General features: G+C 65.0%; 10 protein-coding genes. 7 read left to right on the top strand and 3 right to left on the bottom strand.

The window, feature by feature from the left end; translation table 11 throughout:
- The first annotated feature begins 10 nt into the window (after positions 1-10).
- The 7 genes from gmd (at position 11) to ABEA07_RS08005 (ending at position 7090) form a co-directional block, all read left to right on the top strand.
- Positions 11-1048 carry a GDP-mannose 4,6-dehydratase gene (gene gmd, locus ABEA07_RS08035; protein ID WP_345537050.1) on the top strand — a complete coding sequence of 346 codons (1038 nt, stop codon included), beginning with the start codon at positions 11-13 and terminating at the stop codon, positions 1046-1048.
- Between the two features lie 206 nt (positions 1049-1254).
- Complete coding sequence (locus tag ABEA07_RS08030) at positions 1255-1950, top strand: hypothetical protein (RefSeq protein WP_345537049.1); 696 nt, start codon at positions 1255-1257, stop codon at positions 1948-1950.
- Entirely contained in the window at positions 1947-2582 is a 636-nt protein-coding gene (locus ABEA07_RS08025; protein WP_345537048.1) for an acetyltransferase, read from the top strand. The genes ABEA07_RS08030 and ABEA07_RS08025 overlap by 4 nt, the downstream gene beginning before the upstream one ends.
- Positions 2579-3682: a DegT/DnrJ/EryC1/StrS family aminotransferase gene (locus tag ABEA07_RS08020; RefSeq protein ID WP_345537047.1), complete on the top strand. Its 1104-nt coding sequence runs from the start codon at positions 2579-2581 to the stop codon at positions 3680-3682. Before ABEA07_RS08025 ends, ABEA07_RS08020 begins: the two co-directional genes overlap by 4 nt.
- A complete protein-coding gene (locus tag ABEA07_RS08015; RefSeq protein WP_345537046.1) occupies positions 3679-4710 on the top strand; it encodes a glycosyltransferase family 4 protein in 1032 nt (343 codons plus the stop codon). Before ABEA07_RS08020 ends, ABEA07_RS08015 begins: the two co-directional genes overlap by 4 nt.
- A complete protein-coding gene (locus ABEA07_RS08010; RefSeq protein WP_345537044.1) occupies positions 4707-5744 on the top strand; it encodes a glycosyltransferase family 4 protein in 1038 nt (345 codons plus the stop codon). Before ABEA07_RS08015 ends, ABEA07_RS08010 begins: the two co-directional genes overlap by 4 nt.
- Positions 5741-7090, top strand: coding sequence for a glycosyltransferase (locus ABEA07_RS08005; RefSeq protein WP_345537042.1), 1350 nt, complete (start codon positions 5741-5743; stop codon positions 7088-7090). The genes ABEA07_RS08010 and ABEA07_RS08005 overlap by 4 nt, the downstream gene beginning before the upstream one ends.
- Positions 7091-7100: 10 nt before the next feature.
- On the opposite strand, the gene ABEA07_RS08000 is transcribed toward ABEA07_RS08005, so the two are convergent.
- Genes ABEA07_RS08000 through wecB form a run of 3 tightly spaced genes read right to left on the bottom strand, consistent with a single transcriptional unit; the run spans position 7101 to position 12842 of the window.
- On the bottom strand, positions 7101-8738 hold the full coding sequence (locus tag ABEA07_RS08000; RefSeq protein ID WP_345537040.1) for a hypothetical protein: 1638 nt from the start codon (positions 8736-8738) through the stop codon (positions 7101-7103).
- Positions 8739-8764: 26 nt separating this feature from the next.
- The gene (locus tag ABEA07_RS07995) at positions 8765-11701 is read right to left on the bottom strand and encodes a tetratricopeptide repeat protein (RefSeq protein WP_345537039.1); all 2937 of its coding nucleotides are present in this window, start codon (positions 11699-11701) and stop codon (positions 8765-8767) included.
- 4 nt (positions 11702-11705) lie between these two features.
- Entirely contained in the window at positions 11706-12842 is a 1137-nt protein-coding gene (wecB, locus tag ABEA07_RS07990) for a non-hydrolyzing UDP-N-acetylglucosamine 2-epimerase (protein ID WP_345537037.1), read from the bottom strand.
- Positions 12843-12845: the final 3 nt, after the last annotated feature.

The following is a 12845-nucleotide window of genomic DNA, read 5'->3' as shown; positions in this document are numbered from 1 at the left end:
GGAACACTCAATGAAGAAACGTGCTGTCGTCACCGGAATCACAGGCCAGGATGGCGCCTACCTGGCCGAATTGCTGTTGAGCAAGGGCTATGTTGTCTACGGCACGTACCGCAGGACCAGTTCGGTCAATTTCTGGCGTATCGAGGAACTGGGCATCCAGGAAGATCCCAACCTTCACCTGGTCGAGTATGACCTCACGGACCTCGGCAGCTCGCTGACGCTGATCAAGGAAGCCGCGCCCGACGAGGTCTACAACCTGGCGGCCCAGAGCTTCGTCGGCGTGAGCTTCAACCAACCCGATGCGACTGCGCAGATCACCGGCATGGGCGCCTTGCACCTGCTGGAAGCCATTCGCCTGACCAACCCGAAGATCCGCTTCTACCAGGCTTCCACCTCGGAGATGTTCGGCAAGGTGCAAGCCATTCCCCAGGCCGAGGACACGCCTTTCTATCCTCGCAGCCCCTACGGCGTGGCGAAGCTGTTCGCCCACTGGATGACGATCAACTACCGCGAGAGCTACGACATCTTCGGCTGCAGCGGCATCCTGTTCAACCACGAAAGCCCGCTGCGCGGCCGCGAGTTCGTCACCCGAAAGATCACGGACGCGGTGGCCAAGATCAAGCTGGGCAAACTCGAAGCTCTCGAACTCGGCAACATGAGCGCGAAGCGCGACTGGGGCTACGCGCGCGAGTACGTCGAGGGGATGTGGATGATGCTCCAGGCCGACGAACCCGACAGCTTCGTGCTGGCGACCAACCGAACCGAAACCGTGCGGCGCTTCGTGGAGATGGCCTTCAAGGCGGCGGGCTACGAGCTGCGTTTCGAAGGCGAGGAACAGGACGAAGTCGGGATCGACGTCAAGACCGGCAAGACGCTCGTGCGCGTCAATCCCCGGTTCTATCGCCCCGCCGAGGTCGATCTGCTGATCGGCAATCCGGCGCGGGCCAAGGAGAAGCTCGGCTGGGAGCCCAAGACAACACTCGAGCAGTTGTGCACGATGATGTACGAGGCCGACCTGCGTCGCAACGCGCAAGGGCGCTCGTTCTAGAAGAGCGCTGGTTCGAGGGCAGGCGCATGCAGTGACTGCCGCTGGATGAAAGCAGTCGGGGGGGAAGGGCGGATTCGGGTGACGGATCGTTCAGGCGACACATGAGAGATACAGAGAGAGCCGGAGTGGACATACGCGTCGCCCTGAGGTCGGGCGCCCGCCTTGGCGCGCGGGCCGCGGCACCGGGCGCGCAGGCTGCTGGACGCATGGCACAACACGACACACCGCAGGGCGCCGGCGGCCTGCTCAAGTCCTGGGTCCGGCGGTGCGCACGGATGCTCTTCAGGCTGGGCAAGCCTGTTGTGCGACCGGTGGCCTTCCGTTTTCGTGCCTACCTAGGGGCGCCGCTGCAGGCGGAGCTGCAACAGCTGCGGCAGAACCTGGCGCAGGAACGGGCCGCCCAGCGGCGATGGCGGGATGCCACGGAACGAACGCTGGCAACGCACACGCAGTTGCTGCAGGAGCTTCGATCCATGGGCGCAGCCCGTCCCGCCGAGTCCGCCAAGACGGCCCTGCACGGAGATGCGGCGAGCCGCTGCGGCCTGGCCCTGCTGCTGAGCAGACTGCTGGCGTCCGAGCCCCTTTCCATCACGCGTATCGACCCTCGCCGAGACAGCGAGGCGGCGCTGCGCCGCGCGGCGAGCCTGCTGGCGGACGCGGAAAGTGCTCCCGATGGAGTCCTGATCATTGCCTGGCCAGGCCACCGCGAGCGGCAGGCCCTGCCCAATGCAGCGGACTGGCTCCGCTTTTTCGCCCAACCCGGCATCGCGGTCGGCGTCATCCACCCCGAGACGGGCGCGCTCGGCACGGCGCGTCTGGATCTGCCCGGCGAGCGCGGAATCGACCTGCTGGTCACACCTGCCGATGCCAAGGCCTGGACCCTCGCCCGGCATACGGCATGAGCGACGGCTTGATCGTGATCGGTGCGAGCGGCCACGCCAAGGTCTGCATCGAGTTGCTGCGTGACACAGGTCAGCACGTGTCTTTTTGCGTGGGCGGCGCCGACAGCGGCGATATCTGCCTCGGCGTGCCTGTTCTTCATGGCGACGAGCACCTCGAAGCTCTCGCCCGACAAGGATTTCGCCGGGCATTCGTGGCCATCGGCGCCAATGCATTGCGGCAACGGCTCGCAGCGGCCGTTCGTGCGCTCGGTTTCGAGCTCGTCAATGCAGTCAGTCCGCGGGCCATGGTGTCGCCGTCCGCAACAATCGGGCACGGCGTCGCCATCATGGCCGGCGCAGTCATCAACGCGGACAGCTCCATCGCCGACCTCGCCATCATCAACACGGCCGCCAGTGTCGACCATGACGGGGTCATCGGCGAGGCGGCCCACATCGGGCCCCAGTGCGGCCTCGCAGGCAATGTCCATGTCGGGCCGCGCTCCTTCCTGGGCATCGGCAGCCGGGTCATCCCCGGCGTCTCGATCGGCGCCGACGTGGTGGCGGGCGCTGGTTCCGTGATCATCTCGAACGTGGCGCAGAACGCCCGAATCGCCGGCATCCCTGCCAAGACCATGAGAAAGAAAGCCCCATGAACCGTATATCAGTCGCCCAGCCCAAGTTGGCGGGAAATGAGCGCAAGTACGTGCTGGACTGCCTGGACACGAACTGGATCTCGTCGAACGGCAAGTACATCGGCGCCTTCGAGGAATCGTTCGCCAGATTCTGCGGCGTCAAGCACGCGGTGGCCGCGAACAACGGCACCACGGCACTGCATCTGGCCCTGGTCGCACTCGACCTGCAGCCCGGCGACGAAGTAATCATTCCGACGGTCACCTATATCGCCACCGCCAACGCGGTACGGTATTGCGGCGCGACGCCGGTTCTGGCCGACGTCTGCCCGGACACGATGAACATCGATCCCGCGCATGTCGAACGCCTGATCACGCCGCGCACGCGCGGCATCATTCCCGTCCACCTCTACGGCCACGCGGCGGACATGACGCCGCTGCAGGACATCGCCCGCCGCCACAAGCTGTGGCTGCTCGAAGATGCCGCGGAGGCGCACGGCGCGGAAATCGACGGCAAGCGCATCGGGGCGATCGGTGATTGCGCGATCTTCAGCTTCTTCGGCAACAAGATCGTGACGACCGGCGAAGGCGGCATGGTCACCACCAACGACGACGCGCTCGCCGCCAGACTGCGCCTGTACCGCGGCCAGGGCGTCGATCCGACGCGGCGCTACTGGTTCCCGGTGATCGGCTACAACTACCGGATGACCAACATCCAGGCCGCCATCGGGCTGGCCCAGATGGAAACGATCGAGACCGCGCTGCGCGACCGGCAGGAACTCGCGCGCATGTACGACCAGGCCCTGGCGCCCCTCGCCGACGAGCTCGTGCTTCCCGTGGTCCGGCCGGGCGCCCGCCATGTCTTCTGGATGTACACCGTCTACCTGCGCAAGGGCGGTGAAGCTCAGCGCGACGCGGTGATGAGCGCGCTCGACGGGCAAGGCATCGAGACACGCCCCGTGTTCCATCCGATGCATGTGCTGCCGCCGTACCGCGAGGACAAGTCCTACCCCGTGGCCGACACATGGGCCCAGCGAGGCATCAACCTTCCGACGCACCAGTTCCTTGTCGAGGCCGACATCCAGCGCATCGCGGCGGCGCTGCGCAGCGCGCTGGGTCGATGAAGATTGCTCTTTGCTCGTCCTTCGTTCCGTTCGTCAACGGCGGCTACCGGAACATCGTCGAGTGGCTTGAAGCCATGCTGCTCGAGCAGGGCCACCAGGTGGAGCGGATCTACCTGCCCGAGGCCGACGAGCCGCAGCTGCTGTTCAAGCAGATGGCCGCCTACCGTTTCGTGGACCTGTCGGCCGCCGACCGCGTGATCTGCTTCCGGCCGCAGTCGCATCTCATCCCCCATCCGAACAAGGTGGTCTGGTTCATCCACCACCTGCGCGTCTTCTATGACCTGTGGGACAGCGAGTACCGCAGCTTTCCCGACGACGCCAGGCACCGGGGCATCCGCGATGCGCTTTGCGCTGTCGACACCGCGGCGCTGGCCGAAGCGCGTCGGGTCTTCTCCAATTCCCAGGTGGTGACTGAGCGCCTCAAGCGCTACAACGGCGTCGACAGCGAGCCGCTGTTTCCACCGGTGTACCAGCCCGAGCGATTTCACTTTCGCTCGATGAACGACGAAATCGTCTGCATCTGCCGGATCGAGCACCACAAGCGGCAGCACCTCCTGCTCGAGGCCCTTGCACACTGCACGACGCCGGTCAAGCTGCAGCTGGCGGGCGTCGGCGGCGCGGGGTATGCGCGGGAGCTTCATGCACTGATCGAGGCCCATGGCCTGCAGGAGCAGGTCACGCTCAAGGAGCGCTGGATCAGCGAAGAAGAAAAGGAGCACGCGCTGGCCGACTGCCTCGCCGCCGCCTATGTCCCCTTGGATGAGGACTCCTATGGGTACCCGGTCCTCGAAGCCGCGCACGCACAGAAGCCGCTCCTGACCACCACCGACTCTGGCGGGCCGCTCGAGTTCGTGCAGCATGCATCGAACGGGCTGATCTGCGAGCCGACGCCCGCTGCACTCGCCGAGGCAATGGACCGCCTCTGGCGCGACCGCGACGAGGCTCGCCGCATGGGCCGCGCGGCGCAGGCCAGGATCGAGGCGCTGAAGATCGGCTGGCCGCATGTCATCGAAAGGCTGCTCGCGTGAAGGTCCTGGTCGTCAACAACATGGCTCCCTTCGTCTCCGGCGGCGCCGAGGCCATGGCCGAGCACCTGCGTCATCACCTGCAGGTGGCGGGACACGAGGCGGAGATCCTCCGCATCCCCTTCCAGTGGGAGCCGGCCACGCGCATTCCGTCGCAGATGCTCATGGCGCGCGCCTTCGAGCTGCAGAACGTCGATCACGTGATCGCCCTCAAGTTTCCCGCATACCTCATACCGCACCCCCGCAAGACGATGTGGCTCGTGCACCAGTACCGCCAGGCCTACGACCTGTACGATGCGGGCCAGACCAACCTGCCGCCCGGAGAGCTCGGCGAAGACATCCGCCAGCTCATCAAGAACGCGGACGACGAGTGCTTCAGGCAGGCCCGCCGCATCTTCTCGATCTCGGACGTCACGCAGAAGCGGCTGGCGCACTACAACGGCTTCGACTCCCAGATCCTGCGCGCACCCATCAACGACCCGGAAATCTTCGTCGATGCGCCCTCTGAAGGCTATGTGTTTGCCGGCGGCCGCGTCAACGGCGCCAAGCGCCAGCATCTTCTGGTGGAAGCCATGGCGCATGCCGCGGGCAACGTTCGCCTGGTGGTCGGCGGCCCACCGGACACCGAGGCGGATGCGGCACGCCTGCGGGCTGCCGTCGAACGACTCGGCTTGCAGGACCGCGTCCGGCTGGACCTGCGCTTCCTGTCGCGCCAGGAATACGCCGACTACGTCAACCGGTCTTCGGCGGTGGCGTCCCTGCCCTTCGACGAAGAGTCGTACAGCTATGTCGCGATGGAAGGCGCCACGGCGGCCAAGGCACTCATCAGTACCACCGACAGCGGCGGTGTCCTCGGCCTCGTGAAGAACGGCGAGACCGGCTGGGTCTGCGAGCCCAGCAGCGAGGCGCTCGCAGGTGCCATGAGCGCAGCCTGCGCCGACCCCGCCCGCGCACGCGATCTCGGCCGCGCGGCCAAGGCTCGGTGGGAAGGCTTCGGCATCAACTGGCAGGCCACGGTCGGGACGCTGCTGTCATGAAGTTCGTGTTCTTCACGCCCTTCGCCGTCAACTCGGCCATCGGGCGGGTGACGGCACTGTTGATCGGCGCGCTCGACCGCATGGGCCACTCTGCCGTGGTGGTGCGCACCGAGCGGCAGGAGCTGCTGGGCAGCCCGGCGCACGCGTCCCCCGCTCCGGTGCTGCCCTGGGACGATGAAAGCCAGGTGCTGTCGACCACGCGCGACGCCGACGCCTTGATCTACCAGATCGGCAACAACTACGCGTTTCATCATGGGGGCCTGCACTGGCTCGCGCGACTGCCCGGCATCGTCTGCCTGCACGACTTCCTGCTCGCGCACCTTTTCGCGGACTGGGCCGCTTTTCACCGCAGCCAGGCCGAATCGGTGCTCGATCATTGGTACGGGGAGCAGGCGCCCATCGAATTCTTCGAAGCCGCCTGCTCGACGCCGGAAGGATTCGCGGACACGGCCGCGCGCCACTACCCCATGACGGAGTGGATCTGCGCGCAAGCCCTGGCCGTTGTGTCGCACAGCCATTGGGGCATGCAGCGGGTCGCCAACGCCTGTGCCGGCCCCCTGCGCGTGGTGCCACTGCCCTATGACGCCCCGGGTGCCGCGCGCGCACCCGGCATGCGCAAGGATGACAAGGTGCGCATCCTGACCGTGGGCCATGTCAATTCCAACAAACGGATCGACAGCGTGATACGCGCCATCGGTGCCAGCCCTCTGCTCCGCGACGCCGTCACCTACCAGCTGTGCGGCCTGATCCAGTCCGCCGTGAAGGAAGAACTGTCCGCGCTGGCCTCGTCGCTGGGCGTCGAACTGCTGGTGTCGGGCGAAACCGACGATGCAGCCTTGCAACGGGCGATGCTGGAGGCCGACATCGCCTGCTGCCTGCGCTGGCCCAGCTTCGAGGCTGCTTCAGCCACGACCATCGAAGGCCTGCTCTACGGCAAGGCAGTGGTCGTCACCGATGCGGCCTTCTACGCCGAATTGCCGGACGATTGCGTGCGCAAGGTGGCGCCGATCGACGAGGATGCAGGGCTGCGAGCCGTACTGGAAGATCTCGTCGCCGATGCGCCGGCGCGCGTGGCGATGGCAAGACGCGGCCAGGCCTGGGCGGCGCGGACCTTCAGCGCCGACGGTTACGCGGCCGAGCTGGTCGGGATGGCGCGCCACGCCGCCGCCGCGTGGCCGGTGCTCGATATGGCCGAGACGCTGAGCGGGCTGTTGGCGAGCTGGCAGGCGTCTTCCGCCTTGATGGCAGCCGACGACATCGCCGACCCGCTGGCCTTGTTCCAGGTGGTCGGCCGACTGCCACCGGGCGCGGCCTCGGCGGATCCAGGCGAAAGCGCGAGCCTCTGAACGCGCCGCGCTACAGGCCGGCCTTCGACACGCAACACATCGTGCCCGAGACGACCGACTTGTCCCGCAGCGCTTGCGGGAGGAAATCGCAGCGCGACAGGACGCCCCCGCTGTCGATCTCTTTCAGGAACTGCGGCAGCCGCTTGCCGATGTCCATGCCGAAGGCGAAATCGGACACGTAGAACACGTTGATCGGCTGTCGGCCGTGCTGGAAACGAAGGTAGGCAGGCCCGTCGAGCACCAGCCGTGCATCGCCGTCCTTGATATCGCATCGCCGCGCCAGCGCAAGGAGGCGCGCCCGCTCGTCGTCGCGCACGAAGACCGGCGTCGAAAGAAGCTGCCCCTCGATCACGTACTCGCCGGCGCGAGCGATCTGCAGCAATCTCGGCGCCTGGATGGCCAGCAGCAGCACCATGCTGGCCAGGGCGAGCAGCATCCAATAGGACGCAAAGACCCCCGAGGCCTGCCGCAACCAGTTCGGAGGCGCGCCCCGCGTGGGCCACACGAGCAGCAGCAGAACGACCAGCGCAGGGACGACGAGTCCGGGCGTATAGAAATGCCACGCATTGGTGTTGTAGACGATGCCATGCAGCACCAGGCCGGCGACCAGAGCGATGCCGAGAAGGACCTCCCCGTCGAGGCGCCTGTGCAGGAGCTGAACCACGAAGCGCACGATCGCCGCCACCAGCAACAGCAAGGCCAGCAGGTACAGGCTGGCCTTGAGCAGCTTGCCGAATCCTTGCAGCCATGGCTGCATCCATTCGCCCCGCACCGACGGCAGCCAATTCGACTGGTACGCGAGGGTGGCCGGCACCCGATCCATGACAAGGCCGAGCGAGGCGGCCAAGTTGTGCAAGCCGGCCTGGAGAAGCGCACGCGGGTCGGTCGCGAGCAGTTGGAAGTCCAGCGTGTGCTGTGCCAGCACCTTGGCCATCGCCGGCGCTCCGGGGCAGGCCGAGGTGGCCAGGACGTAGCGGATGGCCTGGACGATGGCCAGGCCCATCATGAGCAGCACCCCCATCCACCAGGACCTGCCCGCGTCCCTGAACGTCAGCCAACCCGAGGCCAGGACGACGGGCGCGAAGAAGACCGCCTTGGGATGCGTCAGCAGGAAGACCGACGTCACCAGAAACAGCAGCCCCGCCTTCAGAACCTTCGTATGCATGCGGTCGGACGCCCGGACCCGCCAGAAGAGGGCAAGCATGCAGTACGCCACGAGCGCGAACACCAGCAACTGCTCCGACCGCGCCAGCGCCAGCACGAAGGGCAAAACGCCCAGCAAGTTGAACGACAGTGCCAGGACCTGAAAGCTGCGCCTTGACACCAGGGCCTGCGGATGCCGACCGGCCCATATCCAGACCAGCGACAGCCAGGCCGCGCAGATCCCGATGCCTCTGAGGCGCAGGCCCAGATCACCCGCGCCCGAGTAGACGATGGCGTTGAAAACCGCGCCGGGGTACAGGGACAGCGGGATGAAGCTCTGCAAGGGACGGCACTGCGGGACCAGGTTGAGCAGTGCGCCCCCTTCGATGAAGAAACGCGCCCGCGCCATCTGGATGGCGATCTCGTCCGAATAGATCGGGATCATCGTGGCGACGATGGCCACCGCGAGTGCAAGCACGAGAACGGCGCGCGAGACCCAATCCATGGACCGGGCCGCTGCGGGCCGAGTTGCTACTGCCACCGGCCGTTCAACCAATTGGCCGGCGCTTGGCCTTGTCGCTTGCGGTCCCACGCCTTCAGCAGAAAAGCCTCGAACTCACGACTGCTCTGCTCACTTTCCACGTAGCGCGACGACTTTCGCTTGATGTCCAGCGACAGTTGCTCCCGCCATTCCTTGTCGGAAGCCACTCTCAGCGCCAGCTCGACGTAGTCTTCACGGTCCTTCGCGATCAGGGTCGTTGCACCGATGTACTCGTAGATCGCCGCAGTCCACCGACCGAAGGGGATGTTGGCGGGAAGCGTCACTGTCGGGATACCGAGCATGGCGCCATCGAAGCTCGACGACATCCCGCAAAGCGGGTAGGAGTCCACGCAACAATCCACCGCCTGCAGAAGCATGTGCGCATCGTCCTTGCTCATCGTGGACATGAAGACGACCCTGTCATAAAGGGTGCCCAATGTCTCGCGCAGCCGGTTTCTCAAGGTCTTGGCAGGAGGGTACTCGCCGCGAAGAAGGACCAGGATGGCATCCTGGTCGCGTTCGAGGATCTCGTGAAAGATGCCGTCCATGTCCGGATGGATCTTGGGCGGCGTGTTGGCGCACAGGTAGACGCGCGTGTCGGTCCCGACGTTCAGGAGCCTTCGCCTGACCTCCGCACGCGCCTGCGGACTGATCGGCCCCTTGGACCCGACCTCCGGCCTTTCGATCCAATAGGGAGGATGCTCGAAGAGCGCAACCTTCGTCTTGTAGAAGTCGGACGGAGTGGCAGGCTCGGCAGGGGCCCACGAGATGTAGTAATCCGCGTTGGTCAGACCGTCCGTCCAGTTCGGCTCCAGCAAGACCATCTGGAGCGGCGCAAGGCGCGCCATCATGGGGTAGTACACCGCCGCAATGGAAGGGCCCGACACAATGATGTCCAGCGCTTCGCCGGCAATGGTCTCGATGGCGGCATCCATGTCGACATCCGAGTACTGCACGACCTTGCCGGCGCGGTCGAGCCAGCCTTGCGCGGCTGCAGATTTGCCGGACTTGCCAGGACGCAGGAACACGGTCTCGAACCGCTGCGGGTCGAGCCGCGGCAAAAAGCCCGACATCATCGGCATCGAATCATGAACGATGAAGCCGAGACGCAGCTTCTTGCCGGCGCGCTTGTGCGAATCGACGGCATCGGCGACGTGTCCAGCCGTGAAGTCGAGCCTGGGCCAAGTACTGAAGACCATCTTCTCGAAAGCGCTGATGGCTGTGCCGTACAACTCGGGCGCCACCAGGCAGAAGATGTACTGCCAGGGCGTCCAGTTGTTGGTCATGTCAGCGATCGGCTCGTCCAGTGACAGCGGATCGGCAGCAAGCCGCTGTCCAGCCTCGATGAACCTGCGAACGTCGTCCGCGGGTTGGATCGCATGGCGCGGGATCATGGGCGGCGTCATCTCATCCAGGATTCGAAGCGAGCGGCTCGCCTTGTCTTCACCCTCGAAGGCGAGTTGCAACGCAGCGCAAACACCCGCGGCGAAGTCGCCGGGCAGGTGCAGATAGCGGCAAAAGAAGACCAGCACCCTGGCGATCTTGATCGGCTGGGGATTCTTGCGCAGATAGACGTGGAAATCCTGCCTCAGGACAGACACGTCGCCGGGCTCGATCCGCAGTTCGATGTCCTGCAGATTGATGACGAAATCAACCGGCGCGCTCATGCTGGCCCGGTAGAAATCCAGCATGGAAACAGGTGGCGGCAAATCCGCCGCCTCCAGCGAACCGAGGAAATCGCGATAGCGGTCGTATTCGAATCGCTTGGCGCAGATCTTCATGTAGAGCGCAAGCAGCTTGCCTGCCGCCGGATAGTGAAGAAGCCCGCGTTCAAGGCACTCCAGGCACTCGTCCAGTTCAGACAGACAAACAAAGGCCAGGCTCGACAGGTGATAGTCCTCGACGTCCTTCGGCTCGCGGCCAGCCAGCTTGCGATGAAGGGCATTGGCCTCTTCCGTGCGCTCCCTGGAAAGGAGCAACTCCGACACTTGCCACAGCGCCAGGGCGTCGTCCGACATTTCGCGTATCGCGCGGATCTTCTGCTCGGCCAGTTGATCGAGCCCGGCGTCCAGGCAGTGATCGATCAGTCCAACCTGGATCTGCGGATCAGGGAACCGAGCGAAAAGCGCCTCGCAAGCCTGCTGTTCCGAATGCGCATCGGGCACGGCCACGCGAATGACGCGACGCATTTGCCGAAGCTGAGCGCAGATGAGCGCAAAGTGTTCGATCAGTTCGGCAGCCTGGGGAAAGCTCCGTATGCCTGCCTCGAAGATATCGGCGGCACGCTCCGAGTTCCCCAGGCGATGCTCCGCGAGCGCCGAATGCAGAACACCGAGAGGATTCTCGGGTGTTCGCACGGCCAGGCGCCGGTAGATTACCCTGGCTTGTTCATCGCGCTGGTATTGCAGCAGGACATCAGCAAGTCGCCACAGCAGCACGTTGTCGTCGGAGTGCTGTAGCAGCGCTTCAATCTTGGCCTCGGCCAGATCCGTCCATCCGGTGCGCAGTGCGTGGCCAATGAGGTTCGATTGAACGTGAGGATCAGGATATCGGACGAACAGTTCCTCGCACACCTGCCGTTCGTCTGCATGGCCCATGGCAAGACGCCTGATCGCCCGGTCGACCTGGTCGAGCTCGGCACAGACGCGAAGGTAGTGCTCCATGAGGAGCGGCAAGTTCGGGTATTGCGCAAGCCCTGACTCCAGCGCGGCAATCGCCTCGCTTGGCCGGTGCAGCCGCTGCTGCGCAAGACCTGCATAGAGATAACTTTCAGGACTCGACAGCTTCGCGCCCGCCAACTGACGATAGATCTCCGTGGCCCGCGAATGATCGCCGTTTGCAAGAGCGTGATCGGCCTGCGTCCACAAGGAGCCGGGGCCGTCCGAGCGAAAAAGCAGAGGGCGCAGCAACGCCTTGAGCTTGCTCATGTCTTCAGTACTTCTTCCACACGACCCGATTCACATAGTCGACATAGCTGTGGACGATCCGCAGCACCTTGTCCGACACATTGGGCATGCTGTAGTCCGCGACCAGGCGCAGGCCGCGGTCGGCGCCGCGGGGCTGCGAGTCGAGGATGGCCAGCCCCTGGCGGACTCGCTCGACGCCCAGGCCCACCATCATCACCGCAGCCTCCTCCATGCCTTCGGGCCGCTCGTGCGCCTCGCGCAGGTTGAGCGCCGGAAAGTTGAGGATCGAGGACTCTTCGTTGATGGTGCCGCTGTCCGACAGCACCGCCTTGGCCGACTTCTGCAGCCGCACGTAGTCGTGGAAGCCCAGCGGCTTCAGCAGGCGTACCTGCGGATGGAAACTGGTGGCGGTCGCCTGGATGCGCTTCTGCGTGCGCGGGTGCGTGGACACGATCACGGGCACGTCGTGGTCGCCGGCGATTGCATTCAGGGTCGAGACCAGTTTTCCGAAAGAAGCCTCGGACTCGATGTTTTCCTCGCGGTGCGCACTGACCACGAAGTAGCGGCCCTCCGTCAGGTCGAGCCGCTTCAGCACGTCGGACGCCTCGATCTGCGGCATGTAGTGGTGCAGCACCTCGTACATCGGGCTCCCGGTCTTGATGACCTGATCCGGAGGCAGGCCCTCGCGCAGCAGGTAATCGCGCGCGATGCTGCTGTAGGTGAGATTGATGTCGGCCGTGTGGTCCACGATGCGGCGGTTGATCTCTTCCGGCACGCGCAGGTCGAAGCAGCGGTTGCCGGCCTCCATGTGAAAGATAGGGATCTTGCGCCGCTTGGCGGGGATCACGGCCAGGCAGCTGTTGGTGTCACCCAGCACCAGCATGGCCTCGGGCTGCACTTCGCCAAGAACGCGGTCGACCTCGATGATGAGGTTGCCGATGGTATGTGCGGCGCCGGTGCTGTTGGCCGCGCTGTTCAGGAAATGATCGGGCTTGCGGATCTTCAGGTCGTCGAAGAAAACCTGATTCAGTTCGTAGTCGTAGTTCTGCCCCGTATGGACCAGCACGTGCTCGCAGTGCGCATCGAGCGCCGCGAACACGCGGGACAGGCGAATGATCTCGGGCCGGGTTCCGACCACCGACATGACTTTCAGCTTCTTCATGAT

The organism is Variovorax defluvii, assembly GCF_039541515.1.
In the GTDB taxonomy this organism is placed as follows: Bacteria; Pseudomonadota; Gammaproteobacteria; order Burkholderiales; family Burkholderiaceae_C; genus Variovorax; species Variovorax defluvii.
This window is presented reverse-complemented; position numbering and strand designations above follow the sequence as displayed.

Coding starts and splice junctions, on each gene's coding strand:
- wecB (WP_345537037.1), bottom strand. CDS start 12,842: ATGAAGAAGCTGAAAGTCATGTCGGTGGTCGGAACCCGGCCCGAGATC.
- ABEA07_RS08015 (WP_345537046.1), top strand. CDS start 3,679: ATGAAGATTGCTCTTTGCTCGTCCTTCGTTCCGTTCGTCAACGGCGGC.
- ABEA07_RS07995 (WP_345537039.1), bottom strand. CDS start 11,701: ATGAGCAAGCTCAAGGCGTTGCTGCGCCCTCTGCTTTTTCGCTCGGAC.
- ABEA07_RS08030 (WP_345537049.1), top strand. CDS start 1,255: ATGGCACAACACGACACACCGCAGGGCGCCGGCGGCCTGCTCAAGTCC.
- gmd (WP_345537050.1), top strand. CDS start 11: ATGAAGAAACGTGCTGTCGTCACCGGAATCACAGGCCAGGATGGCGCC.
- ABEA07_RS08000 (WP_345537040.1), bottom strand. CDS start 8,738: ATGGATTGGGTCTCGCGCGCCGTTCTCGTGCTTGCACTCGCGGTGGCC.
- ABEA07_RS08005 (WP_345537042.1), top strand. CDS start 5,741: ATGAAGTTCGTGTTCTTCACGCCCTTCGCCGTCAACTCGGCCATCGGG.
- ABEA07_RS08025 (WP_345537048.1), top strand. CDS start 1,947: ATGAGCGACGGCTTGATCGTGATCGGTGCGAGCGGCCACGCCAAGGTC.
- ABEA07_RS08020 (WP_345537047.1), top strand. CDS start 2,579: ATGAACCGTATATCAGTCGCCCAGCCCAAGTTGGCGGGAAATGAGCGC.